Raw genomic sequence first — 26,271 nt, 5'->3', positions numbered from 1 at the left:
TTTGTTCAATGATTGAACATGTGTTATCGCCCGCGCTCCACCAGGATACGCACCTGAAGGTACTGCGCCTGCTGGAGGCCAACCCGCAGATCAACCAACGCGATTTGGCCGCAGCTTTGGGGGTGAGTCTCGGTAAAACCAACTTTTGCCTGCGGGCGCTGCTCGACAAGGGCTTGCTGAAGATGCAGAACTTTCAAAGCAGCAAACGCAAGCTCGCCTACGTCTACCTGCTCACGCCCGCCGGCATTGCTGCCAAGACCGCGCTCACCGGGCAATTTCTGGCTCGCAAGTTAGAAGAATACGCACTGCTCAATGCCGAGATTGAAGCGTTACAGCAGGAAGTCGCTGAAAACGGCACGGAAACGCAAACGCAAACGCAAACGCAAACGCAAACGCAAAATCCCACATGACCCCACAGTCCAAAATATATGTAGCCGGCCACCGCGGCATGGTCGGCGCAGCCATCATTCGCACCTTGCAACAACAAGGCCAGACCCACATCGTCACCCGTACCCATGCGGAGTTGGACCTCACCAACCAAGCCGCCGTCAGCGCTTTTTTTGATGCCGAAAAACCAGACCAGGTGTATCTGGCCGCAGCCAAAGTGGGCGGTATTCATGCCAACAACACCTATCCGGCCGAGTTCATTTACCAAAACCTGATGATGGAGGCCAACGTCATCCATCAAGCCTGGCGCGTCGGGGTGCAGAAGCTTCTGTTTTTAGGCTCCAGCTGCATCTATCCCAAGCTGGCCCCCCAGCCCATGACGGAGGCTGCCTTGCTCACCGGCACGCTAGAGCCCACCAACGAGCCTTACGCCATTGCCAAAATCGCTGGTATCAAACTGTGTGAGAGTTACAACCGTCAGTACGGCGCCAGCCACGGCGTGGACTACCGCAGCGTCATGCCCACTAATCTGTATGGACCCGGTGACAATTACCACCCGGAAAATAGCCACGTTATTCCCGCGCTGATACGTCGCTTTCATGAAGCTAAAGTCAACAACTCCCCCATCGTCACCATCTGGGGCACCGGTACACCATGCCGAGAGTTTTTGTACGTTGACGACATGGCCGCCGCCAGCGTGCATGTGATGAATCTGGCCCCAGCCACCTACGGCGCCCACACCCAGCCGATGCAAAGCCACATTAATGTGGGCTATGGCTCAGACATCACCATCGCCCAGCTCGCCCAAGCCGTCAGCCAGGCGGTGGGCTACCAAGGCAAAATTGACTTTGACCCGACTAAACCAGACGGCAGCCCGCGCAAGCTGATGGACAGCAGCCGCTTGAATGCGCTGGGTTGGCAAGCCAAGGTCAGCCTGCAAGAAGGCTTGCCGGTCGCCTACCAAGATTTTTTGAATAGCAACCAGGCATTGCCCACATCATGACCACTGCCCCAAAAACCGCCCTCATCACTGGCATCACCGGCCAAGACGGCTCTTACCTAGCCGAATTTCTGCTGGAAAAAGGCTACATCGTGCACGGCATCAAACGCCGTGCCAGCTCGTTCAACACCCAGCGCGTCGACCACATCTACCAAGACCCGCATGTGGACAACGCCCGCTTCAAGCTGCACTACGGCGACCTGAGCGACAGCAGCAACCTCACGCGCATCATCCAGGAAACGCAGCCCGACGAGATCTACAACCTTGGGGCGCAGTCCCACGTCGCCGTCAGCTTTGAGAGCCCCGAATACACCGCCGATGTGGACGGCATGGGCACCCTGCGCATTTTGGAAGCTATTCGCATCCTGGGACTGGAGAAGAAAACCCGCTTCTACCAAGCCTCTACCAGCGAACTGTTCGGTCTGGTGCAAGAAACCCCGCAGCGCGAAACCACCCCGTTTTACCCGCGCAGCCCCTACGCCGTGGCCAAGATGTACGCCTACTGGATCACGGTCAACTACCGCGAAGCCTATGGCATGTATGCCTGCAACGGCATCTTGTTTAACCACGAAAGCCCGCGTCGGGGCGAAACCTTCGTTACTCGGAAAATCACCCGTGGTATGGCCAACATCAGCCAAGGGCTGGAGAGCTGCCTGTACATGGGTAACATCGATGCCCTGCGCGACTGGGGCCACGCCAAAGACTACGTGCGCATGCAATGGATGATGCTGCAACAAGACACGGCCGAAGACTTCGTCATCGCCACCGGCGTGCAATACAGCGTGCGCCAATTCATCGAGTGGACCGCTACCGCGCTGGGCCTGCAACTGCGCTGGGAAGGCACCGGTGTCAATGAAGTGGCCTATGCCGTCATCGCTGGCACCACCCAAGAAACCGCCATTGTCCGCATCGACCCCCGCTATTTCCGCCCCACCGAAGTCGAAACCCTGCTCGGCGACCCCAGCAAAGCCAAGCAAAAACTGGGCTGGGTGCCCGAGATTACTGCGCAAGAAATGTGCGCCGAGATGGTGGCTAATGACTTAGCCCAAGCCAAACAGCATGCACTGCTCAAGCAGCACGGCTACAGCGTTAATGTGAGCGTTGAATGAAATCAGCCCCTAGCCCCCGTCTAGTATGTGCAAATAGCTATTAAAACAATAGCAACTAACTCATGACGCTCGTTGCCCTTCAAACCCTGATCGCCGCAGGCGAATCCCTGACGCTGGAACTCAAAAAGTCCACGGCAGAGAAAGACCGCGCCTGCCGCAGTCTGTGCGCGCTGGCCAATGGGCAAGGCGGGCAAGTGGTGTTCGGCGTCACCCCCGCTGGCAAAGTGGTAGGGCAAAAAGTGACCGACCGCACGTTGGAAGAGTTGGCCCAGGAGTTTCAAGGCTTTGAGCCGCCGCTGCTCCCGCACCTTCAGCGCATCCCGGTCGCAGAGGGGAGTGAGGCTGGATTGGAAGTGCTGCTGGTTCAAGTCGGGCGTGCCGAACAGACTCCCATTTCCTTTCGCGGCGTACCTTATGAGCGCGTACTCAACACCACCCGCGTCATGCCGCGTGCCACTTATCAGCGCTTACTCATCGAGTCGATGCACGCCACTAACCGCTGGGAAATGCAGGCAGCCGTGGGCTGCGGCATCGACACATTGGACCCGCGTGAACTTGTGGTCACCATTGAAGAGGCCATACGACGCGGCCGCATGGAAGACCCCGGCACCCGTGACCCCATGGGCTTGCTGCGAGGTTTGGGTTTACTGGTACAGGGCGACCAAATCAGCCGCGCTGCCATCGCGCTGTTTTGTCGGGATGATCACGCCATTCCTGAGTTTCCTCAATTTAATCTGCGCGTCGCCCGCTTCAAAGGCACCACGCGCGACGAGTTCCTGGACAACCGGCAATACGCGGGCAACGCCTTTGCCCTGATGCGCCGGGCCGAGCGCTTTCTGATTGACTGGATGCCCGTGGCCGGCAAAATTGTGCCCGGTCAAATGGCCCGCATCGACACACCCGCGCTGCCCGTAGAAGCCGTACGCGAAGCACTGGCCAATGCCTTTATCCACCGCGACTACGCCAGTGCCGCAGGCTCGGTGTCAGTGGCTTTGTACGACGATCGGCTTGAGGTCATCTCCCCCGGTGAGCTGCATTTTGGGCTGACCCCTGAAAAACTCTATCTGCCTCACGAATCCAAGCCATGGAACCCCTGGATTGCCAAGGTGTTTTACCGTCGTGGTTTGATTGAAACCTGGGGTCGGGGCACTCTCAAAATTGTTGGCTTGATGCAAGAGGCGGGTCTTGCGGCCCCCTCCTTGAGGGTCAATGACGACTTCGTGAGCATGACTTTTGCTCTGCCCGCATCCTTGGCTCGTTCAAAAAACGACGGCACTTCGGAGCAAACGCCGGGGAAAACGCCGGGGAAAACGCCGGGGAAAACGCCAAATCTGATCCTTCGCCAGCTTGCAGCGGCGCCGAGCACATCCATCCCTGAGCTAGCTCAGCATCTTGACAAGTCAGACAGCGCCATTGAGCGGGCTGTTCGCAAACTGCGTGCTGAAGGCAAACTGCGCCGCATCGGCCCCGCCAAAGGCGGCTACTGGGAGGTTGTTGAATGAAATCAGCCTCTAGCCCCCGTCCAGTATGCACAAGCAGCTATCAAAACAATTGCATTGGAATAAACAAAAAATGAAAGCAGTCATTCTCGCCGGTGGCCTAGGCACCCGCATTTCCGAAGAAACCTCGACGCGTCCTAAACCGATGATCGAAATCGGCGGCAAGCCCATCCTGTGGCACATTTTGAAGACTTATTCCCACCACGGCATCAACGACTTCGTCATTTGCTGCGGCTATAAGGGCTATGTCATCAAAGAGTACTTTGCCAACTACTTCCTGCACATGTCCGATGTCACCTTCGACATGAGTAAAAACAGCATGGAAGTCCACCACCGTAGCGCGGAACCCTGGCGCGTCACCCTGGTAGACACCGGTGAAGACACCATGACCGGTGGCCGCTTGAGACGCGTGGCTGATTACGTCAAAGACGAAGAAGCTTTTTGCTTTACGTATGGCGATGGCGTGGCTGACGTCAACATTACCGCACTGATCGCTTTCCACAAAGCGAAAAACGTCAAAGCCACCCTCACAGGCACGATTCCGCCCGGTCGTTTCGGTGCACTCGACCTGAAAGGCGACAAGGTCAACAGCTTCATGGAAAAACCAAAAGGTGATGGCGCCATGATCAACGGCGGCTTCTTTGTACTGTCACCAGCGGTTATTGACTACATCACGGATGACCAGACGACTTGGGAGCGTGAACCCTTGGAGCGTTTGGCCCAAGAAGGTAATTTGGCCGCCTTCCAGCACCACGGCTTTTGGCAACCCATGGATACCTTGCGCGACAAAATCCACCTTGAAGAGTTGTGGCAATCCGGCAAAGCCCCGTGGAAGGTTTGGTCATGAACCCCTCTTTCTGGCATGGCAAGCGTGTCCTGCTGACCGGCCACACTGGTTTCAAAGGCAGCTGGCTGTCGCTCTGGTTGCAATCCATGGGCGCGCAAGTCGTTGGTTATGCCCTGGCGCCGCCCACCAATCCGAGCTTGTTTGACGTTGCCAAGGTCAGCCAAGGCATGACCAGCATCATTGGCGACATCCGCGACCTCGTCAAATTGCAGGCCGTCTTTGCCGAGCACAAGCCTGAGATCGTCATCCACATGGCGGCGCAACCTTTGGTACGTTACTCGTACCAAAATCCGGTCGAGACTTACTCCACCAACGTCATGGGCACCGTGCATTTGCTCGAAGCCGTGCGCAACAGCCCCGGCGTCAAAGCCGTGGTCAATGTCACCACTGACAAATGCTACGAAAACAAAGAATGGGCCTGGGGCTACCGTGAAAACGAACCCATGGGCGGCCACGACCCCTACAGCAACAGCAAAGGTTGTGCTGAGCTGGTCACCAGCGCCTACCGTAGCTCCTTTTTTCAAGAAAAAAGCATTGCCATGGCATCTGCCCGCGCTGGCAACGTCATCGGCGGTGGCGACTGGGCGGCAGATCGTTTGATCCCCGACATCTTGCGTGCCTTTGAGCAAAACCAACCCGTCATCATCCGCAACCCCCACGCCACCCGCCCCTGGCAGCATGTGCTGGAGCCGCTCAGCGGTTATTTGGCGTTGGCAGAACGGCTCTACACCGACGGCCAAACATTTGCCGAGGGCTGGAACTTTGGCCCCACAGACGACGATGCTCAACCCGTGCAATGGATTGTTGAGCACATGGTGAGCAGTTGGGGCAACGGTGCAAGCTGGCAACAAGACGGCGGTGTTCACCCGCATGAAGCCAACTACCTCAAGCTAGACATCTCCAAAGCCAAAGCTCGCCTGGGCTGGCAACCGCGCTGGACGTTACAGGCGGCACTGCAAGCCTCTGTTGACTGGCACCAACAGTGGTTGGCTGGCGCGAACATGCAGGCGGTTACTCTTGGCCAGATCAACCAATACCAACCAAAGGTGCTCTGATGCTTAAGCGCATGACGATCAGCAATCTGACAGTTTTTCCTCAAGCCAGCCTTGAGTTTGGAGACAACCTGAATGTGATCGTTGGAGAAAACGGTGCGGGCAAAACGCACTTGCTCAAGATGGTTTATTCAGTTTTGGCTGTCAGTGCAGAAGAAGGCCGCAAGCCCAATGCACCACTTCCAACCAAATCAGCGCTACAGACACGTTACGCTGACAAATTGATTAACGTCTTCAGGCCCGAATCGCTGGGCCGCCTGGCACGGCGAAAACAAGGGCGCGAGCGCTGCGACATCAGTCTGATGTTCGAGTCCGCTGACTGGGACACCTCATTTAGCTTTGCCACCAACAGCAAAAGTGAAGTCAGCATCGACAAGCTGCCTAAAGCCTGGATGGATGTACCCGCAACCTATTTGCCAACCCGGGAATTGCTCACCATCTTCCCCAACTTTGTTTCTGTGTACGAAGGACACTATCTCGAATTTGAAGAAATCTGGCGCGACACTTGCCTGCTGCTTGGCGCGCCCATGCAAAAAGGCCCCAAAGAAAAGCGTGTGCGAGAACTGTTGGCCCCACTAGAAGCCGCTATGGGCGGTGCCATAGAGCTTGATAAAAACGGCCGCTTCTATTTGCGCAGTGCTGACGGTCGTGTGGAAATGCCGCTGGTGGCGGAAGGCCTGCGCAAGCTGGGCATGCTGTCGCGGTTAATCAGCACCGGCGCGTTGCTCGACAAGGGGTATTTATTCTGGGACGAACCCGAAGCCAACCTCAACCCAAGGCTCATTAAATCGGTTGCCAAAAGCATCCTTGACCTGTCTGGCGCAGGCATCCAGGTCTTCATTGCCACGCACAGCCTTTTTCTACTGCGTGAGATCGAAATATTACTCGCCAACAAAGCCAATAAAAATATCAAGGCGAGGTTCTTCGGGCTACATCGCAAAGACGACGGCATTGAAATCCAGCAGGGCGACAGCCCCGATGATCTGGGCGACATTGCCGCACTCGATGAAGAGCTAGCGCAATCCGACCGTTTTTTGGCCGAGGACATCTAAGCATGCAGCGCTACAACGTGGATGGCTTGAGCTTTGACTTCTCTGACAACTGGCAAGTCAGTCAATATGACGTTTGGTCGTTTTACCGGAACCAAGTGTCGCGGATGTGGAACGGCATCAAAGCATTAGACCTTCTGGCCGTGGCCCCCAACAAAACAGCATGGCTCATCGAGGTAAAAGACTACCGTCAACAGCAGCGCACCAAGCCCTCCGAACTGGGCGATGAAGTGGCACACAAGGTGTTTGACACACTGGCGGCGTTAATCCCCGCTAAAAACTGCGCCAACGACGCAGGCGAAAAACAAATTGCCCGTGCAGTCACCCTCGCGCGCAGTCTGCGGGTGGTTCTGCATCTTGAGCAGCCCGCCAAACACTCAAAACTACGCCCCATCGCCATCAGTCCCGCTGATGTAAAGCAAAAAATCCGCCAGCTACTCAAGCCTGTTGATGCACATCCACTCGTCGTCAGCAAAGCAAACTTGGGTGCGCTTGAATGGTGCGTGAACTAATCAGCACCCCAGTTTCATATTTTCAAAACTTATCATCTGACTCAAAACATGCAAAACGCCAAAACCCAAGCCCTCCGCGAGCAGATTGCCAAACTGGTGGATGAGTACGCCGCTATCGCCCTGGCACCGCAACCCTTCCTCCCGGGTCTATCGGTCGTCCCCCCCTCCGGCAAAGTCATAGGCGCAGAAGAACTCAAAAACATGGTTGAAGCCAGCCTGGACGGCTGGCTAACCACAGGCCGCTTCAACGCCGAATTTGAGAAAAAGCTTGCCGCCTTCATCGGCATCAAGCACCTGATCACCGTCAACTCCGGCTCGTCCGCCAACCTGGTCGCGTTCAGCACCCTCACATCCCCCAAGCTGGGCGAGCGTGCCATCAAAAAAGGCGATGAAGTCATTGGCGTGGCGGCGGGCTTCCCCACCACCGTCAACCCCATCCTGCAATTTGGCGCGGTGCCGGTGTTTGTGGATGTGGACCGCCTCACCCACAACATTGATGCCAGCAAGATCGAAGCCGCCATCAGCCCCAAAACCAAAGCCATCATGCTGGCGCACAGCCTGGGCAACACCTTTAACCTGGACGTGGTCACCGCCCTGTGCAAAAAGCACAACTTGTGGCTGGTAGAAGACTGTTGCGACGCGCTGGGCACCACCTACCGTGGCCAGATGGTCGGCACCTTTGGCGACATTGGCACGCTCAGCTTTTACCCGGCGCACCACATCACCATGGGTGAAGGCGGCGCGGTGTTTACCAAGCACGATGAGCTTAAAACCATTGCCGAGAGCTTTCGCGACTGGGGCCGCGATTGTTATTGCCAGCCCGGCAAAGACAACACCTGTGGCAAACGCTTTTGCCAGCAATTGGGTGACTTGCCTTACGGCTACGACCACAAATACACCTACAGCCACCTGGGCTACAACCTCAAAATCACCGACATGCAAGCTGCCTGCGGTTTGGCCCAATTGGAGAAAGCCCCGCAATTCATCCAGGCCCGCAAAGACAACTTTGCCTTCCTGAAAGAGCGCCTGAAAGACTGCGAAGAATTCGTCAGCCTGCCCGAGCCCACCGAGCACTCCGATCCCTCGTGGTTCGGCTTCCCGATCACCCTGAAAGAAAACTGCCCGGTGACGCGGCTGGACCTGCTGACCTACCTGGACCAGAACAAAGTCGGCACGCGCCTGCTGTTTGCCGGCAACCTGACGCGCCAACCCTACATGGCCGGGGCCAACTACCGCATCAGCGGCGACCTGACCAATACCGACAACGTGATGAACAACACCTTCTGGATTGGGGTGCAACCGGCGCTGACCCGGGAGATGCTGGAGTTTGCGGCAGCCAAGATCGAGTCCTACCTTGGTGTTAACTTTTAATAGTTAAAACGCCCTCTAGCTCATATAAAAAAAGCGTAAGCAGCTATTAGAAACAGAGCAAATAAGCGATGTCAAAAAATAAAATCCTGCTCGTGCAAAGCGTGCCTGTCACCATCATTGAGCAGTCAGAGACCGATTACATCTCGCTAACCGACATGGTGCGCCAAAGCGAAAGTGGCTCTGTGGTCATCGACAACTGGTTGCGCAACAAAAATACGCTTGAGTTTTTATCTGTATGGGAAGAGATTTACAACCCGGGTTTTAATTCCCTCGAATTCGAGGAGATTAAAAAGGACGCGGGACTTAACCGCTTCACGATGTCGGTCAAGCAATGGATTACCCGAACCCATGCGACAGGCGTGATGGCCAAAGCAGGGCGCTACGGTGGCACCTACGCTCACAAGGACATTGCATTTGAGTTTGCCAGTTGGATCAGCCCCAAGTTCAAGCTCTACCTGATCAAAGAGTTTCAGCGTTTAAAAGATGACGAGATACAGTCCAAAACGCTTGAATGGAACCTAACGCGTTCGTTAAGCAAAATCAATTACCGCATCCATACCGATGCCATTGCACAAACTTTAATCCCCGCGAGTATCACACCCCTGCAAACAGGTTTGATCTATGCTTCAGAAGCTGACGTGCTAAATGCAGCCTTGTTTGGCATGACAGCCAAGCAGTGGCGTGAACAAAATCCAAACAGCAAGGGCAACATCCGCGACTGCGCCACTGTCGAGCAACTGGTCGTGCTATCTAACCTTGAAAGCATCAACGCCGAGTTAATCCGGCAAGGTGTGGCGCAGGTAGGGCGGCTGAAGACATTAAATGCCACCGCTATTTATCAGATGCGATCGTTGCTAGCTAGCCCCGCAGTTAAGAAATTAAAGTAGTGCGTAGCGTTTATGAAATCACCCTCTAGCCCCCGTCCAGTATGCGTAAGAAGCTACTAAAAATATAGCAGAATTCCCGCATAAAAAGTGAACCTATCGCCATGCGCCTAACCCCAGACCAAGTACAAGCCATTCGCCACACCGCCCAGCGGGTGCTGGGGGTGGGCGCGCAAGTTAGCGTGTTTGGATCCATGGCGCTGGACGACCGCAGGGGCGGCGATATAGATTTGTTTTTTGAGACCGATGCCCGGTTTGCCAACCGTGCCCAAGTGCTTTGCCAACTGCACGGCGCCTTGACGCTCGCACTGGGTGACCGCAAGATCGACGTCATACTCAAAGACGCTAACACCCCGTCGGCCCCCGTTTTTGAAATTGCCAAACGAACCGGAGTTTTATTATGAGCCTGCGCTACCTGCCGGAGCATGCCGAGCACGCATTGCTGGCGCTTGAGTTAGCCCGTAAAGAGACCACGCATCTTCGTTATACCCACCGCACGCTATTTGCACAGCCGATGGACGCAGACTGGGTGAAGCAACTCAACTCCCGCGACGATTTGGCCGAAAAAGTCGATGCTTTTGTCAGCCGCTTTGGTCGATTGCAAGATCACCTTGGCGAAAAGTTGATTCCCCGCTTTGCTGCCTTGTTGGGCGAGTCACCCAAATCCATGTTGGACGTGCTCGCCTTCGCTGAAAAAATGCAATGGATTGAAAATGCCGAGATTTTTATTGGCGCCAGAAAGCTGCGCAACCTGTTGGTGCATGAGTACATGTCGGACGCCGAGCTTTTTCTGCAAGCCCTGCTAACCGCCCGTGAAGCGGCAAAAATGCTTTTTGATGCAGTTACCGCGATCGAAGCTGAAGCCGTTGCGGTGGGTATTTTAAAAGCTAATCAGCCTCTAGCCCCCGTGTAGCAAGCGTAAGAAGCTATTGAAAACAGAGCAATAACCGAATGCAAGCCCAGACCCCTCAAAGCCGCCAAGATGCAAGCGGATCGGGCTTTAACTTTTTAAAAGAAATAATTCTGTTGTGAACAACATTAAAACGAATATTTATTTGGGATTATTTATTAAATGAACACGATGCAGGTTATGGAAAAAGTAAAGGTAAGCGAGTTGATTGCTCAAGCTCTTGAAGACTTGGGAATTGAACATGTTTTTGGCATCATTGGCGCAGGCAACGTGCATTTGTACGAGGCCATTTCTCGCCGCGGCTTCACGGAGATCATCTGCGTCCACCACGAGCAAGCAGCTTGTATGGCGATGCAAACCTATTACCGCACCTGCGGCAAGTTGTCGGCAGCTCTGCTAACCACCGGCGCAGGCTCGACCAACGGGGTCACAGGCGTGGTGTCTGCATGGGCTGATTCGATCCCGTGCATCGTTATTGCCGGTAACGAAAACTCCAAATTCACCAAGGTTGAGAATACGCACCGCATGTGGGGCGTGCAGGGCTACGACTCAGTCGATATGGTTCGCAAGGTCACCAAATATGCTCATCGCGTAACTTCGCCAGAGCAGGCGGTCTACGAGATTCAGAAAGCAGCACATGTTGCGCTCAATCAGCGTCCCGGCCCGTGCTGGATCGAAATCCCTATGGACATCCAGTCAAACCGAATTGATCCAGCAACCTCCGCTCAGTTTTTGGCACCAACCTCGGTAAATCATTTGACTCCACAAATGGCAGTGCAGGTTGACAGCGTTGTGAGCGCCTTGCTTACGGCGCAGCGTCCGTTACTCTGGCTCGGCAATGGCATACGCCTTGCCGGTGCAGAAAAGAAGATTGAGCCCCTGCTTGACTTGCTAGGCGTCCCAGCGCTGGTGTCATGGGCCGGAATTGACATGATCGACTCAAAGCATCCCCTCGTGTTTGGTCGCGCAGGCGTGTATGGTCAACGCGCCGCCAACTTCATTTTGCAAAATTGTGATTACCTGCTGACCATTGGCACCCGCTTGGCGATTCCGCAAATTGGCTACGACTTATCAGAACTGGCGCGCGGCGCGCGGATTGACGTGGTTGACATCGATCCACAAGAAGCATCCAAACATCAGACACGTACCCAGGAAATGATTGAGTGTGATGCCGCTGTATTCATGAGCGCGCTGACAGAGCGGCTGCAGCAATTGGTCATTACTCGCAAGACTGACTGGCTTGCAAGATGCAATGCGTACCAAGATCAGTTTCCCTGGGTCGGGCCAGAGCACGACGACAAGGGTGGCTTCATTAACTCGTACCGTTTCATGGAACGTCTAAACACCTTCTTCAAGAAAGACCAGATCGTTGTCACCGATATGGGCACGGCTTTGTTGTGCGCCCATCAAGCCCTGCACATTGCGGACGGTCAGCGGTTAATGACCTCAACGGGTCTGGGCGAAATGGGCTATGGCCTACCTGCCGCCATAGGTGCGTCGTTCGCACTTAATCATGGAGAGGTGATGTGCCTCAATTGCGATGGCGGCATGATGCTTAATTTGCAAGAGATGCAAACGATTGCTCACCACAAGCTGCCCATCAAACTATTCATCTTTAACAATGACGGCTACCTGATGATCAAGCATACGCAAAATGCTTTATTCAAAACCGGCTACGTTGGCACCGACAAAGCCTCTGGTGTATCTTGTCCTGACTTTGCCAAGATTGCTGCTGCATTTGATATGCCCGCTTACCAGATACACAACTGGGATGAGTGCGATGAAACGCTCGCCAAGGTGCAAGCCGCCACTGGCCCGGTTATCTGTGAAGTGTTCATGCATCCGGAGCAACTCTTCACCCCTAAGCTTTCACTGGTATCCAAGGAAGACGGCACGCTGGTCTCGCCGCCACTCGAAGATTTGTCACCGCTAGTACCCCGTGACGTGCTAGAGCGTGCCATGCTGATCGGCGTACACGAAAAATCCAAGTCGCTTTAAGCTAAAGGCCCAAATGACATCCCCCCACAAACTCAAAATTGCCATCATCGGCACTGGCAACATCGGCACTGACTTGATGATTAAAGTCATGCGCACCCAGGGTATGACCTGCACGTTGTTTGCGGGTCGCAATTTCAATTCAACGGGCATGAAGCGCGCCAATGCATTGGGCGTGCCGATTTCCGACCGTGGCATTGAAGCCATCGTCAACAACCCTGCAATTTGCGATGTCGTCTTTGACTGCACCTCGGCGAACGCCCACATGGAACACTGGCCCATTTTGGACAAACTTGGCAAGACCGTCATCGACATGACCCCGGCCAAGTTGGGTGAACTTTGTGTGCCAGCCCTGAATGCTGAAGAATGTGTAGCCACCGGGGCAAGAAACGTCAATATGGTGACCTGTGGTGGGCAGGCCTCTATCCCCATCGCCTATGCCATCTCGCAAGTGCATAGCCACATTGAGTACATCGAGGTGGCCTCCAGCATCGCGTCCAGAAGCGCTGGCCCCGCCACCCGACAAAATCTTGATGAATATATCGAAACCACCCAAGACGCACTCATGGCGCTAACAGGTGCAAAGCACACCAAAGCGATCCTGATCTTGAATCCGGCCATGCCGCCTATCGATATGCAAACCACGATCTACGCCAAGATCGCCAATCCAGACCTGCCTGCTATTCAAGCAGCGGTAAATGCGATGGTTGAAAAAATAAAGCAATATGTACCGGGCTACAAACTGATCTTGCCACCGACCATACAAGACAACAAAATCGTTGTTACAGTTAAAGTTGTTGGCGCCGGTGATTACCTCCCGCAATATGCAGGTAACTTGGACATCATTAACTGTGCAGCGATTGCCATGGCTGAACTCATCGCGAAATCTGCATCCTTTCGGGAGTCATCGACATGACCAAAAAAATCCTTATCAGTGACCCCACTCTGCGCGACGGCAATCATGCGGTACGCCATCAACTTAGTCGCGAGAGCTTCGTTGCTTATTGCAAGGCGGCAGAAGCTGCCGGTGTGCCTATCGTTGAAGTTGGGCATGGCAATGGTTTGGGTGCATCGTCCATGCTGGTGGGTGAGTGCCTGCTGAGCGACGACGACATCTTGATGCTATCGCGCACCAACCTGGTTAAGTCACGCCTCGGCATCCATGTGATACCAGGCTTTGCAACCATCAAGACCGATTTGGCCAAAGCAGTGGATGCTGGCGTAGATGTATTTCGCATTGCTTCACACTGCACCGAGGCCGACATCACCGACCGCCATATCGGCTACATCCGCAACGTTGGCAAGGAGGCATTTGGCGTGCTGATGATGAGCCACATGGCAACGCCCGCCATTTTGCTGGAAGAAGCCAAAAAGATGGAGTCCTATGGTGCTGAAGCCGTCATCATCATGGACTCAGCAGGGGCTTATTTCCCTGAAAATGTCACCGAACGCATTTCAACGCTGGTAGATGGTTTGTCAATTCCCGTAGGCTTTCATGGCCACAATAATCTGGGAATGGCCGTTATAAATTCTGTAGCTGCCGTCAATGCCGGTGCCACCATTATTGATGGAACCATTCGCGGCTTTGGCGCTGGGGCCGGTAACACCCAGCTTGAAGTATTGGTGGCTGTGTTTGATCGACTAGGGTTTGAGACGGGTATTGACCTGTACAAGATTCTGGATGCTGCCGATGTCGCCGAGAAAGAATTCAACCCAGTAGCTGCCAGTATTTCACCCATGTCCATTGTGAGTGGTTTGTCTGGCGTTTTCTCTGGCTTTGCCAAACCCGTTGCGCAAGCCGCTAAAGAATACAAGGTTGATGGACGCGACATCTTCTTCGGTCTTGGTAAGCGTAATGCCGTGGCTGGGCAAGAAAGTCTGATCTTTGAAGTTGCCAGAGAATTGGCAGCCCAAAACACCTCATTGAGAACTTAATCCATGCCAATAGATCGTTTTTTGGAAGTCCGTCAAGATTGTTTGCTTGCCTGTGCTTCGCAACCTCAGATTCGCTCCAAGCTCGGCCTGCAACACATTGCAGTGACTGGTGGTACTGGTTTTTTGGGTACCTGGATCGCAGAGACAGTAGCAGCGCTCAACGATGAGCACCGCCTTGGCATCACGCTCGATCTGTATGCGCGTAGTGTCAATGATTGGGCACTGAAGTATCCGCACCTATCCGCGCGGAGCGATATCCATTTGAAGGCGCAAGATGTGCGCTCACCGTTTGAATTTGCCCGCAACACCAACTTTGTGGTGCATGCAGCCGGCATTCCTAACAACCGGGTGCATTCATCTGACCCGCTGCGCGTGCAGCAAACCACCCTACTGGGATTGAACAACGCCCTTGACGCCGCAACCCAACTTGATAACCTGTCGCGGTTTTTGAACGTCAGTTCTTGCCTGGTTAGTGGCTCACCGAACCGCCCGGGCGCGCTGACTGAAACCGACTATTTTCCTATTCCATGCGGACAGTTACACACGGTTTACGTGGAAGCCAAACGTGCGGCAGAAAACCTGGCGGCGATTTATCGTAGTCAGTTCCGCATGCCCATCAGTACCATCCGCCCGTTCACCTTCGCCGGACCTTACCAAGAGTTAGACCGCCCTTGGGCGCTGAACAGCTTTCTGCGTGACGTGCTTACTGGCAGCGATATTCGCATTCATGGCGACGGCACTGCACGCCGCAGCTATATGTATGGCAGCGACGCCGCCTGGTGGACGCTGGCTGCACTGGTCAATGGCGCCGATGGCGCAACCTACAACGTGGGCAGTTCAACTGCCGTGACCCATCTGGAGCTGGTCAAACTCATTGGAGAACATATTTCACCCAAGCCGCGCGTGGTGCTCAATACCGTGCCTTCGAAGCAGGGGCAGCAAGACGATTTGTACCCGAACACCACCACCACCCAGAAAGCCCTGGGTGTGACTCAGACGTGTTCGTTGGAGCAGACCGTTAACAAGACATGGCGCTGGTTCTCAGCAGAGCGTTAAGCCATGCGCATAGCCATCCTAGGCGCCACCAGCCAGATTGCTACAGATCAGAAGCTGCTATTTTTATCCAATGATTGAATCACAACAATTAATATCAGAATCCAACCCAGTAATTCGGGAAGATTTAAAGCGCATCGCTTCAGCTACGCTTCCTTGGGAAGACCTGCGAGACAAAACTGTATTAGTTACAGGCGGCGGCGGGTTTTTAGCAGCCTATTTGGTTAAGTCTTTGCTGGCAGTTGGAGGGTTGAATAAACTGAATATCAAAGTAATCTGTGTCGCCAGAAGCACTCGGAGCGTCGAAGCTCGACTTTCAGCATACTTAGGCGCCCCAGATTTATTCGTTGTGCAGCACGACGTATCACAACCGCTGCCGGGTGATTTCCCGCGCGCTGACTTCATCATTCATAGCGCAAGCCAAGCCAGCCCAAAATACTATGGGGTCGACCCGGTCGGTACCTTGCTTGCAAATTCGGCCGGCACTATGTACCTGCTGGAGCATGCGGTAAAAAGCCAAGCTGAGAAGTTTCTGTTCTTCAGTAGCGGTGAGGTTTACGGCGTACCCATTGACTCGAATCAGTTGGTTGGAGAACAGGATTACGGTTACATCGACCCAATGAATGTGCGCTCGTGCTACGCAGAGAGCAAACGGATTGGCGAGACCATGTGTGCTGCTTGGAGGCAGCAATACGGGTTGCACACCACTGTCGTGCGCCCATTCCATACTTACGGACCAGGTATGGCGTTGGACGACGGTCGCGTATTTGCTGACTTTGTGGCTGATGTCGTTGCGAAAAGGAACATTATTCTCAAAAGCGACGGATTGGCCCTGCGTCCGTTCTGCTACATCGCTGATGCCACCATCGGCTTCTTGACTGTACTCCTGTCCGGTGGCAAAGCAGAGGCTTATAACGTGGGTAATCCAGAAGCCGAAATATCAATTAGAGACTTGGCAACGGTAGTTGCAGGGCTCTTCCCCGAGCGTGGGATTGGCACGCAGTTTGATGTACCAGTCAGAAGCAGTGCATATCTAAAAAGCCCTATAACTCGCTCTTGTCCTTCAATCGAAAAGATTAAATCTTTGGGGTGGTCGCCCATTGTTACCGTACAGGATGGTTTTCGCAGAACTATTCAATCGTTTCTTTGAATATGCAACCTGGCAATTTATTTAATGAGTGTTCTTCAACTGAAAATTTCCCGCTTTAGAGCTATTGCTGGTTTGGACTTTCATGTGCTGGTCACGCTGCTATTTCGCGGGTGGGGAATCTTGGCTGGTGGGGCCACAGTATTCCTGTTGCCGCTTTGGCTAAGTCCTACCGAGCAGGGTTATTACTTCACCTTCGCAAGCGTGCTTGCGCTTCAGGTTTTCTTTGAGTTGGGGTTGAATCAGATCGTCATGCAGCTTGTCAGTCATGAAGTGGCTCACTTGACCGAAACGTCCGACGGACGGCTGACTGGCAAAGAATCGCATCTGGGTCGGCTCAGTTCACTGGCGCGGCTGATACGCCGTTGGTATGGTGTTTCGGCCATGCTGTTCGCGATCATAGGGGGCATTGCCGGTGCCGTCTTCTTTAGCCAAAAAGGAACTGAACCTGTGTCCGTTTGGCTGGGTGCATGGGTTGTGTTGGTTGGTGCTACCGCAGTCAACCTATGGCTAAGCCCTGGGCTTGCGGTAATGGAAGGCTGTGGCAAAGTTGGGCAGGTTGCACGCCTGCGCCTGGTGCAGTCGGTGCTGGGGTACGCCATTCTTTGGGCAACGCTACTATCGGGCGGCGGCTTGTGGGCCGCAACTGTCATGCCCGTCGTCAGCGCCTTATGCACGGGCTACTGGCTAAAAGCGCATGGCAATATGTTGCACTGGCTGTCCAGCCAAGCGGTGGATATAAAAAACCAGTTGAACTGGCGCAAAGATGTACTGCCATTGCAATGGCGCATCGCATTAAGCTGGGCCAGTGGTTACCTTATATTTAATCTGTTCACACCCATGGTTTTTTCACATCATGGTGCTGTCGAAGCGGGTCGACTTGGAATGGCGCTAACGGTGTTCTCTGCCATATCAACTATCGGCATGAGCTGGGTTAATGCCAAGGCACCGAATTTCACAATGCACATTGCCCGTGGCGAGCGACGTGAATTGAATAGTTTATTCAAAGCCTTGTTTATCCGCTCAACTGTAGCCATCGCATTAACGTCAACAGGTTTCGTATTCGTTGCCTGGTATTTAACCCAGATAGGGCTGCCACTGATGCTGCGCATTGCATCCCCAAACGTATTGGCTGTTTTGGCAATAGTTACAACAGTCAATTCAATGGTGTTCGCCATGGCCATTTACATGCGTGCACATCGTGAGGAGCCCATGTTGACGCAGTCTATTGTTGTTGGTGTAATGATTGCCTCCGTTGTTTATATGGGGTCAATATATGGCATTCTCACCATGATGCTTTTGTATATGGCTATATGTGTTTTTGTTTCTCTGCCTTGGACGATATGGTTGTTTTATCGATATTTAAAAAGAACTAATTAATGTCTAGTCCCTTACTCACAATAGTTATCCCGACCTATAACCGGGCCGAGTGTCTATCCCTGCTATTAACAACGTTGGCGTTGGAATTGCGCGGTCTTGAAGACAAAGTTGAATTGATTGTTGGAAACAACGCATCAACTGACCACACGCCTATAGTGATCGAGGCTTTTCTTAAGTTATGTCCCAATGCTCAGATATTGCATAATTCTGAAAACCTTGGGCCTGACGAAAATTTTTGTAGATGTATAGATCAAGTTAAAACCCGGTTTTTTTGGATGATTGGTGATGACGACCTTCCTAAATCAGGTGCATTACGCCAAATAGTTAATTTATTGGAATGCGAAGACACAGACATTCTTTACCTGAGCAGTGAATGGATGCCACATATTACTAGTTCGGATGATGGAGAACCCATTACTACACTAGCGACCATAGTGCTTTCACGTGAAGATTTCGCGCAGCAAGTTAATGTATGGGTCACATTTATATCTGGTATGGTGGTCAATCTAGAGCGGCTATATGAACTGAACTCTGGACTCAGCACCCGTCGATTTACCGGGACTAGCCTCGTGCAACTTGGCTGGATACTGCCACTTTTAATGACTGGCAGTCATTTTAAAATTATTGAACAGCGCTGCATTCTTGCTACGTCTGGTAATACTGGTGGCTACAAGTTGGTCACAACATTTGGAGGTAATTTTCCTGTCATCTTACATTCTGTATGTGGGAAAAATTCAGCTGTAACTAAACAGATTGAAAAGCATTTGATATTTAGTTATTTGCCTGGCCTCATATGGATAAGTCGTTTCGGCGAAGGCGGCATATTTATGTCGGAGAATTTAATAAAATCAGTAGCTCCATTTAGAGGCTATATTTCATATTGGCTAATATTATTCCCGGTAATTTTATTGCCAAAATTTCTAACTAGATGTGTTTTATTTTTTTCTAGAATGTATTTTAAGCTATTTAAATAATATTATTCGTATTTTTCTTGGCTAAGCATGGTGTGCTATTTTGTTATCCGTCTTTATAAATTAGTTATGTATTTTAAAAAGCATATTTCGACTATTTCCAGTGTTATCTCTAATGAGAAGCCGCGTGTTGCTTTGTTTCGCATAATCAGCTTTATATTTTATATATTAGAAGGTAAGTTTGCTGCTTTTTGTATTGGATGGAAAAACTCATATCTTGGAAAGGGCTCGCGAGTAATTGGTACGAGATTTATCGTTTTAACAGAATCAGTTTCAATAGGTCGTCATGCCTGGATAGAAGTAATAGTTAATCCTTTTGATAGTAAGGTATATCCAGTCATAAGCATCGGTCGTGGATTTTATGCTTCTGAGCATTTACATATTTCAGCCATAAATAGAATTGAAATAGGCGATGATTGCTTATTTGGAAGTGGGGTATATATCAGTGATCATAATCATGGCTCATATAAAGGTGATGTGCAAAGTCACCCGTGTGAACCGCCTGTTTTACGCCGTTTGTCATCACATGGCCCTGTGCGAATTGGCTGCAATGTTTGGATTGGTGATAACGTCGCAATCATAGGCTCTGTTCAGATTGGGAGTGGGGTAATTATTGGAGCTAATTCAATCGTGACAAGCGATGTACCCAATAATGTAATTATTGGTGGGATACCTGCAAAAATAATAAAAAGATTTAATTTTTTAAATAAGAAATGGGAATCATGTCCGAAGAACTAAAGAGTAAAAAGGCTGCACGCATCATCGCTTTTTATTTGCCGCAATTTCACCCGACACTTGAAAATAATCAATGGTGGGGTAATGGCTTTTCAGAGTGGACAAATGTTGCTAGTGCTAAATCTTTGTATAAGGGGCATGAGCAACCTGTCATTCCCGCTGACTTGGGTTTTTATGATCTGAGGTTGCCTGAAACACGCGTTGCACAGGCTGAAATGGCTGCAGACAATGGTGTTGCTGGTTTCTGTTATTGGCATTATTGGTTTGACGGTCGCAGAATGTTGGAGCGTCCATTTAATGAGGTTCTTAAGTCCGGTTCACCAGATTTTCCATTTTGCTTGGGTTGGGCAAATCACTCATGGAATGGAATTTGGAAAGATGAACCGCACCGTAGGCTTATTGATCAGACATACCCAGGGGATGCCGATGATAGAGCACACTTTGATTATTTGTTAAATGCTTTCCGTGATCACCGTTATATGACTGTGGATGGAAAGCCTATATTAGTAATATTTAAACCTACGGATATGCCAGATGCAAAAATAAGATTTGATCTTTGGCGTGAATTAGCATTGAAGGCAGGACTAAAGGGCTTGCACATCATCGGTATAAATATGCTTGACTTTAAAGATGCGGCTGCACTTGGACTAGATGCAATTACCCTTTCTACGTTAGCGGTGACAAACACAGCAAATCCTGTTCTTAATGAAGCTGCAAGAATCGTGTGGGGTATTAGAAGACGGTTAGGTATGGGCGGCCCACGCATTGTTGACTATAGCGAGGCGATTAAACATCTGGTGCCCGATCTCAATCAGTTCGATTGCGAGGCTTATCCATGCGTTTATCCGAACTGGGATAACACGCCACGCAAGGGGCGTAAGGGCCTGGTACTTGCGAATTCAACACCTGCACTTTTTGAAGAGCATTTAAGAAACGCAGTACATGCATTGGGTGATCGCACGGATGAACACAAAATTATATTTGTGAAATCATGGAATGAATGGGCAGAAGGGAATCATTTAGAGCCGGACACCAAATGGGGTATGAAATATTTGCAAGCACTTAAGCGGGTGATTGGATGAATGGAAATATTTTTAACGCAACGGTATTAAAAAATAGATCATTTGGTAAGTATGAAATTGCAACGCTATCCGTTTGTGTCTTTGTTTTTTTATTGTCATTATTGATTTCGCCTTATTACATTTACGGAGATCAAAATTCTTACAAAAATACTTATGATGGAATATCAAATTTAAGTTTATTGGAAGGGTTTTATTTTTATAATTCTAATCTTGGGAGTCAAGAGTTAGTACATTACTTTATCACTTGGCTCGCTAGTGGGGCAGGTTTTGATAAAGATCTAATCATGGCGATGTCTAATTCGTTGCTTGCATATTTATCAATGAAGTTTTTTGAGAAATTAAAGGTATCTGTTTTTGTTGCTTCAGTGATAACTAGTTCAAATTTTTATTACTTTGTTCTGTACTTTGCTGCTGAAAGATTGAAGTTTGGATTTATTTTCTTGTTTATTTCTTTGTTGGTTAAAAACAATAAAAAATTATTTCTTCTATCTGCAGTTTTGGCAGTGCTTTCGCATGTTCAAGTTTTATTAATTTATGTTTCAATGTTTTTCATTCGCATTGGCTCTAGTTTATTGAAATTTTATAAAGCTTTTAATGTGGTTTTTATTGATATTTTTTCCCTGGTTTTTTTGTTGCTGCTGTCTTTGTTGTTGTTTTTATTTTTGGGTGATCATATGTATTCAAAATATGAATATTACTATGATATTGCTGCACAGAAAAATTTGGCTGATTTGTTTGTGGTCAGTGTTTTAGCCATTCTTTCTTTTTGGTACGCAAAGAGTAAAATTCAGTCTATTTTTGTATTTATTCCCGTTATATTGGCTGTTTTTTTTGTGGGGTCTGATCGTATTAATATGATGGCTTACTTCATTTTTTTGTATTATGGTTTGAAAAATAATAATGGTTTAAATTTTGGTGTCATTGGAACTGTAATTTATTTTGCATTCAAGTCATTTTTATTTATTTATTGTATTATTGAGTATGGGGATGGATTTAATAATAACATTTCATCTATAAATTCATTGTTTTCGTAATTATTAAATTTTAATGAGTGCTATGCCATTTCATATTGAAGATAACTGGTTATGAAGACGCTGGCTATCACGGGTGCTTCCGGTTTTATTGGTGTCCATTTGGTGCGTGCGTTGTTGGCTGCGGGTGGTAATCGAATAAAGATTCTTACCAGGTCGTTAAACATTGATTCGACACGCGATGCATTTCCGCCGGAGGTCGAAATAGTCGTGGGTGATATTACGAATTTGGCTTCACTGGATGGCTTTCTCGAGCCGGGGTGTACGCTAATAAATTTGGCGTATCTCGTTGATGAAGACGATTCCATAAATGTTGCCGCCATCAACAACCTGCTTGTCGCGTGTAAGTCGGCGCGAATAGCTCGGTTTATTCATTGCAGTACAGCCGATGTGGCAGGGCGGACTCCCGATCAACGGGTGATGGAGTCAAGCCCTTGTCGTCCCTTCACTGCCTATGCCATGACTAAACTGAAGTTGGAGGCGGTAATTCTCGCAAGTGGTCATGATTGCTTCGATGTTGCGATATTGCGCCCAACGGCAGTCTTCGGGCCAGGTGGTCAAAATTTGAAGAAGCTTGCTCAAGACCTTGTTCACGGCGTTCGCTTATTTAATAAACTTAAATCCTTGGTTTTTGGGTTCCGTAGCATGAACTTGATCCACGTAGATAATGTGGTCGCTGCACTTATTTTTTTGATTGATGACATTAGTGCTTTTGATGGAGAAGTGTTTATCGTCTCTGACGACGACGCCTCCGCTAATAATTTTTTTAGTGTGAGACTGGCTCTGATAAATGGGTTTGGGATCCGCGACATAAGCTGGCCACATATTTTTTTCCCAACATGGTTGCTTTCGCTGATGCTTCGCTTGCTAATGAAAAATAATGTCAATCCACTTTGTCGTTACGACTCTGGAAAATTACGTTTTCTTGGCTTTAGAGGCCCAATGTCATTTGATGAAAGTTTGTCTAGTTATATTGCCTGGTATCGTTCTGCTTGTCTGAAGTCTCCAGGAAAGGTTGATTCGTAATGCGAGTACTCAATGTCAATTCAACCCTTGATCTGAAAAGCGGCGGCGGAACAGCTGAAAGAACTTTTCAGATGAGTCGGTTCATTAGTAGACTCGATGCGCGTTGTACTGTCCTCACGCTTGATATGGGGCTGGATACTGCACGTGTGGCAGCACTGTTTCCCGCCAGGTTGGTTGCCTTGCCTTGTATTTGGCCTCGGTTTTATGTTCCCGCATTTAAATGGAGCGCTATTCGTCGCTTGGTGAGCGAGGCCGATGTAGTCCACCTGATGGGGCATTGGAGTTTGCTCAATGCAATGATCTACTTTGTTCTCCGTTCCAAGGGTCGGCCCTATGTCGTTTGTCCTGCAGGCGCTTTGCCTATGTTCGGGCGTTCTGCATGGCTCAAGCGCCTGTATAACCTGTTGGTAGGGCAGTCGATAATTCGAAATGCATCGGCCTGGATTGCCGTGACCGAGGGAGAGTTACCTCAGTTCCAAGACTACGGCGTGTCTGCGTCACAGGTCACTGTTATTCCAAACGGTGTGTGCGAAGATGATTTTGCGGTCACGAATGAGCAGAGTCTGTCTGAGAGATATGGCTTGGCCGAGGACCCAATCATATTATTCATGGGACGCCTCAATCTGATAAAGGGCCCTGATCTGTTGCTTGACGCATTCATCAGCGTCTGCGCACAGTTGCCAGGGCACCAACTTGTGTTTGCGGGGCCGGATGGAGGCATGCTGTCGACCCTTCAAGCATCTGTGCAAATGCATGGTTTGGGCGAACGTGTTCATTTTCTTGGGCATGTGGAGGGTGAGGGCAAGGCTATGTTGTATCGACATGCCGCATTGCTGGTTGTCTCATCTAGGCAAGAGGCCATGTCCATCGTCGCGCTGGAAGCCGGCATCTGCGGGACCGCCGTGCTGCTCACTGATCAATGTGGTTTCAGCGATGTCAGATCGGTAGACCCCCGACTTGAAGTGGCAGCGAATGCTGCTGCGATTGCCGATGGCCTAGTCCAACTTCTGACAGACCCAGGCGTCCTTGCACAGATCGCGCCAATCTGGAAACGATTTGTCTCGCAGCACTACACCTGGGATGTCATCGCACCCAACTACATTAAGCTGTACCAGAAGATTCTGGCAAAGTAAGTACGCCAGTGAATGTACTAGTCATTACGCAATATTTCTGGCCGGAGACGTTTCGGATTACAGAGGTCGTGCAGTCGCTACGCGATACAGGCTGTGAAGTCTCTGTGCTGACTGGTCAGCCGAACTACCCTGATGGCTTGGTTCATAGTGGTTATTCGGCAGCGTCGCTGTGCACACAAATCCACGATGGTCTGACGATCTACCGTGTGCCTCTGGTTCCACGCGGCCGTAGTTCAGCACTTCGCCTGGTACTCAACTACCTGTCTTTCATCGTGTCGGGTGTCGTGTTTGGCTCTTGGCTATTGCGTGGGCAGCGCTTCGACGTGATACTCGTTTATGCGCCCTCACCGATCCTGCAGGCTATTCCGGCGGTATGGCTGGCCTGGCTCAAAAATATCAAGTTGGTTACTTGGGTGCAGGACCTCTGGCCTGAGAGTTTGAGTGCAACTGGCTTTGTTCACAATCAAAAAATACTGATTGCTGTGGCCGCCGTTGTGCGCTGGATCTATCGTAAAAACGATTTGTTGTTAGTGCAGTCGCAGGCTTTCGTCGAGCCGGTTTTAAAGATGGCCGACAACACGCCAGTGGTGTACCACCCTAATCCGGGTGAACTTGCTTTTTCGACACCGGATACCGGGCAGGTATCACCGCTACAACTTAAGCCTGGTTTTAATATTGTTTTTGCGGGCAACCTGGGCACTGTGCAGGCGCTTGATACCATTCTGGCAGCCGCACAGTTATTGCGCGATGAGCAAGATGTGCGCTTTGTATTGGTAGGGAGTGGTAGCCGCAGTGAATGGCTTCACCGCGAGGTAGATCGTCTTGGCTTGGATAACGTGAATCTGCCCGGCCGCTTCTCTCCGTCGGATATGCCGGGTATTTTGGCCCAAGCTTCGGCTGTTTTAGTTAGTTTGGTTAAAGACCCCATCATCAGCCAAACGGTGCCCAGCAAGGTGCAAGCTTATTTGGCTGCGGGTAAGCCGATCATTGCGTCACTGGACGGCGAAGGTGCACGCGTAGTGATGGCCGCAGGTGCTGGCGTTGCATGCCCAGCGGAAGATGCACAAGCATTGGCCGATGCGGTGATTCGACTACGTGATGCATTGCCAGAAGAACTGCAACAAATGGCGCAGCGCGGCCTTATGTATTACGCGCAGCATTTTGAACCAGCCTTACTTGCCAAGCGACTGGCTCAGATTCTTTCCAACGTGGTGCGTGGTGACCTGCCTGCCATTACCGATATTAATAAATGACTGAAATACTGCAAACGATGATTGATAAGAAAACCAAAGTATTGGTGCTTGGCGCTACAGGCATGCTGGGCAATGCGGTATTGCGTTTTTTTGCGCAGAGTGCTGGATATGAGGCCGTTGGGTCGGCCCGGTCAGCAGGCGCACTTCGCTTATTGCCTGCGGATCTGTCTGATCGCGTGATCTGCGGTGTGGATGTGGAAAACATGGACAGCTTGATCAGCTTGTTTACCAAGGCGCGGCCTGATGTGGTAATCAACTGCATTGGTTTGGTTAAGCAGCTCGCGGAGGCTGATGACCCCTTGGCGGCCATTCCCATTAATGCATTGCTGCCGCACCGGCTCGCCCGGCTTTGTGGTTTGACGGGCGCCCGGCTGATACACATGAGCACGGACTGTATTTTTTCTGGTGCCAAGGGTATGTATGCCGAAGCCGATGTGTCTGATGCAAAAGACTTGTACGGGCGTAGCAAATTTCTTGGCGAAGTGGATTATCCGCACGCCATTACGTTGCGCACATCCATCATCGGTCATGAGTTGAGTGGTGCGCACAGTTTGGTGGGGTGGTTTTTGGCGCAGCAGGGTAGTGTTAAAGGGTTTACGCGTGCTATTTTTTCCGGTTTACCCACCGTGGAGTTGGCGCGGGTGATTCGGGATTTTGTGGTGCCACATCCTGAGTTGCATGGTGTTTATCACGTGTCTGCGGAGCCAATCAACAAGTTTGATTTACTCAACTTAATTGCCAAGGCATACGGTAAAACGATTGACATTGCGCCGGATGAAAGCCTTGCGATTAACCGTTCACTCGATTCATCCCGATTCCGGCAAGCCACTGGTTACCAGCCGCAAGCATGGCCAGAGTTGGTGCACCGGATGCGCGAGTTTTCTTAATCAAAATTAATTGCAAAGGGAAA

At 50.9% G+C, this 26,271-nt stretch carries 26 protein-coding genes; all 26 read left to right on the top strand.

Going from position 1 to position 26,271, the window contains the following annotated elements; genetic code table 11:
• The first annotated feature begins 8 nt into the window (after positions 1 to 8).
• The 26 genes from HHJ17_RS09780 to HHJ17_RS09655 all read left to right on the top strand — a co-directional run bounded on the left by HHJ17_RS09780 (position 9) and on the right by HHJ17_RS09655 (position 26,248).
• On the top strand, positions 9 to 410 hold the full coding sequence (locus HHJ17_RS09780; RefSeq protein ID WP_296505654.1) for a MarR family EPS-associated transcriptional regulator: 402 nt from the start codon (positions 9 to 11) through the stop codon (positions 408 to 410).
• Complete coding sequence (locus HHJ17_RS09775) at positions 407 to 1,390, top strand: GDP-L-fucose synthase (RefSeq protein ID WP_296505653.1); 984 nt, start codon at positions 407 to 409, stop codon at positions 1,388 to 1,390. Before HHJ17_RS09780 ends, HHJ17_RS09775 begins: the two co-directional genes overlap by 4 nt.
• Positions 1,387 to 2,496 carry a GDP-mannose 4,6-dehydratase gene (gmd, locus tag HHJ17_RS09770; protein WP_296505652.1) on the top strand — a complete coding sequence of 370 codons (1,110 nt, stop codon included), beginning with the start codon at positions 1,387 to 1,389 and terminating at the stop codon, positions 2,494 to 2,496. The genes HHJ17_RS09775 and gmd overlap by 4 nt, the downstream gene beginning before the upstream one ends.
• 62 nt (positions 2,497 to 2,558) lie before the next feature.
• Complete coding sequence (locus HHJ17_RS09765; RefSeq protein WP_296505651.1) at positions 2,559 to 3,998, top strand: ATP-binding protein; 1,440 nt, start codon at positions 2,559 to 2,561, stop codon at positions 3,996 to 3,998.
• A 70-nt stretch (positions 3,999 to 4,068) separates the two neighbouring features.
• On the top strand, positions 4,069 to 4,842 hold the full coding sequence (rfbF, locus tag HHJ17_RS09760) for a glucose-1-phosphate cytidylyltransferase (RefSeq protein ID WP_296505650.1): 774 nt from the start codon (positions 4,069 to 4,071) through the stop codon (positions 4,840 to 4,842).
• A complete protein-coding gene (rfbG, locus tag HHJ17_RS09755) occupies positions 4,839 to 5,897 on the top strand; it encodes a CDP-glucose 4,6-dehydratase (protein ID WP_296505649.1) in 1,059 nt (352 codons plus the stop codon). The genes rfbF and rfbG overlap by 4 nt, the downstream gene beginning before the upstream one ends.
• The gene (locus HHJ17_RS09750) at positions 5,825 to 6,946 is read left to right on the top strand and encodes an AAA family ATPase (protein WP_296505648.1); all 1,122 of its coding nucleotides are present in this window, start codon (positions 5,825 to 5,827) and stop codon (positions 6,944 to 6,946) included. The genes rfbG and HHJ17_RS09750 overlap by 73 nt, the downstream gene beginning before the upstream one ends.
• Positions 6,947 to 6,948: 2 nt before the next feature.
• A complete protein-coding gene (locus HHJ17_RS09745; RefSeq protein WP_296505647.1) occupies positions 6,949 to 7,455 on the top strand; it encodes a hypothetical protein in 507 nt (168 codons plus the stop codon).
• A 48-nt stretch (positions 7,456 to 7,503) separates the two neighbouring features.
• Positions 7,504 to 8,826: a lipopolysaccharide biosynthesis protein RfbH gene (gene rfbH / locus HHJ17_RS09740; protein ID WP_296505646.1), complete on the top strand. Its 1,323-nt coding sequence runs from the start codon at positions 7,504 to 7,506 to the stop codon at positions 8,824 to 8,826.
• A 68-nt stretch (positions 8,827 to 8,894) separates the two neighbouring features.
• Complete coding sequence (locus HHJ17_RS09735) at positions 8,895 to 9,713, top strand: KilA-N domain-containing protein (RefSeq protein ID WP_296505645.1); 819 nt, start codon at positions 8,895 to 8,897, stop codon at positions 9,711 to 9,713.
• Between the two features lie 101 nt (positions 9,714 to 9,814).
• Positions 9,815 to 10,114 (top strand): nucleotidyltransferase domain-containing protein, encoded by a 300-nt coding sequence (locus HHJ17_RS09730; RefSeq protein ID WP_296505644.1) that lies wholly within the window; start codon positions 9,815 to 9,817, stop codon positions 10,112 to 10,114.
• Positions 10,111 to 10,623 carry a hypothetical protein gene (locus tag HHJ17_RS09725; protein WP_296505643.1) on the top strand — a complete coding sequence of 171 codons (513 nt, stop codon included), beginning with the start codon at positions 10,111 to 10,113 and terminating at the stop codon, positions 10,621 to 10,623. Before HHJ17_RS09730 ends, HHJ17_RS09725 begins: the two co-directional genes overlap by 4 nt.
• A gap of 168 nt (positions 10,624 to 10,791) precedes the next feature.
• Positions 10,792 to 12,618 (top strand): thiamine pyrophosphate-binding protein, encoded by a 1,827-nt coding sequence (locus HHJ17_RS09720; RefSeq protein WP_296505642.1) that lies wholly within the window; start codon positions 10,792 to 10,794, stop codon positions 12,616 to 12,618.
• 13 nt (positions 12,619 to 12,631) lie between these two features.
• A complete protein-coding gene (locus HHJ17_RS09715; protein ID WP_296505641.1) occupies positions 12,632 to 13,531 on the top strand; it encodes an acetaldehyde dehydrogenase (acetylating) in 900 nt (299 codons plus the stop codon).
• Entirely contained in the window at positions 13,528 to 14,550 is a 1,023-nt protein-coding gene (gene dmpG, locus HHJ17_RS09710; protein ID WP_296505640.1) for a 4-hydroxy-2-oxovalerate aldolase, read from the top strand. The genes HHJ17_RS09715 and dmpG overlap by 4 nt, the downstream gene beginning before the upstream one ends.
• A gap of 3 nt (positions 14,551 to 14,553) precedes the next feature.
• Complete coding sequence (locus tag HHJ17_RS09705; protein WP_296505639.1) at positions 14,554 to 15,606, top strand: NAD(P)-dependent oxidoreductase; 1,053 nt, start codon at positions 14,554 to 14,556, stop codon at positions 15,604 to 15,606.
• Positions 15,607 to 15,676: 70 nt separating this feature from the next.
• The gene (locus HHJ17_RS09700) at positions 15,677 to 16,753 is read left to right on the top strand and encodes an NAD-dependent epimerase/dehydratase family protein (protein ID WP_296505638.1); all 1,077 of its coding nucleotides are present in this window, start codon (positions 15,677 to 15,679) and stop codon (positions 16,751 to 16,753) included.
• Positions 16,754 to 16,777: 24 nt separating this feature from the next.
• On the top strand, positions 16,778 to 18,130 hold the full coding sequence (locus HHJ17_RS09695) for a hypothetical protein (RefSeq protein ID WP_296505637.1): 1,353 nt from the start codon (positions 16,778 to 16,780) through the stop codon (positions 18,128 to 18,130).
• Positions 18,130 to 19,104: a glycosyltransferase gene (locus HHJ17_RS09690; protein WP_296505636.1), complete on the top strand. Its 975-nt coding sequence runs from the start codon at positions 18,130 to 18,132 to the stop codon at positions 19,102 to 19,104. Before HHJ17_RS09695 ends, HHJ17_RS09690 begins: the two co-directional genes overlap by 1 nt.
• A gap of 66 nt (positions 19,105 to 19,170) precedes the next feature.
• A complete protein-coding gene (locus tag HHJ17_RS09685) occupies positions 19,171 to 19,839 on the top strand; it encodes a DapH/DapD/GlmU-related protein (protein WP_296505635.1) in 669 nt (222 codons plus the stop codon).
• Complete coding sequence (locus HHJ17_RS09680) at positions 19,824 to 20,918, top strand: glycoside hydrolase family 99-like domain-containing protein (protein WP_296505634.1); 1,095 nt, start codon at positions 19,824 to 19,826, stop codon at positions 20,916 to 20,918. Before HHJ17_RS09685 ends, HHJ17_RS09680 begins: the two co-directional genes overlap by 16 nt.
• Positions 20,915 to 21,952: an EpsG family protein gene (locus HHJ17_RS09675; protein WP_296505633.1), complete on the top strand. Its 1,038-nt coding sequence runs from the start codon at positions 20,915 to 20,917 to the stop codon at positions 21,950 to 21,952. The genes HHJ17_RS09680 and HHJ17_RS09675 overlap by 4 nt, the downstream gene beginning before the upstream one ends.
• A 51-nt stretch (positions 21,953 to 22,003) precedes the next feature.
• Positions 22,004 to 22,975, top strand: a complete 972-nt coding sequence (locus HHJ17_RS09670) for an NAD(P)-dependent oxidoreductase (protein ID WP_296505632.1) — start codon at positions 22,004 to 22,006, stop codon at positions 22,973 to 22,975.
• Positions 22,975 to 24,108, top strand: a complete 1,134-nt coding sequence (locus tag HHJ17_RS09665; RefSeq protein ID WP_296505631.1) for a glycosyltransferase — start codon at positions 22,975 to 22,977, stop codon at positions 24,106 to 24,108. Before HHJ17_RS09670 ends, HHJ17_RS09665 begins: the two co-directional genes overlap by 1 nt.
• An 8-nt stretch (positions 24,109 to 24,116) precedes the next feature.
• On the top strand, positions 24,117 to 25,361 hold the full coding sequence (locus HHJ17_RS09660; RefSeq protein WP_296505630.1) for a glycosyltransferase family 4 protein: 1,245 nt from the start codon (positions 24,117 to 24,119) through the stop codon (positions 25,359 to 25,361).
• Complete coding sequence (locus tag HHJ17_RS09655; RefSeq protein WP_296505629.1) at positions 25,358 to 26,248, top strand: SDR family oxidoreductase; 891 nt, start codon at positions 25,358 to 25,360, stop codon at positions 26,246 to 26,248. The genes HHJ17_RS09660 and HHJ17_RS09655 overlap by 4 nt, the downstream gene beginning before the upstream one ends.
• Positions 26,249 to 26,271: the final 23 nt, after the last annotated feature.

The organism is Rhodoferax sp. (assembly GCF_012927445.1).
GTDB lineage: Bacteria > Pseudomonadota > Gammaproteobacteria > Burkholderiales > Burkholderiaceae_C > Rhodoferax.
This window is presented reverse-complemented; position numbering and strand designations above follow the sequence as displayed.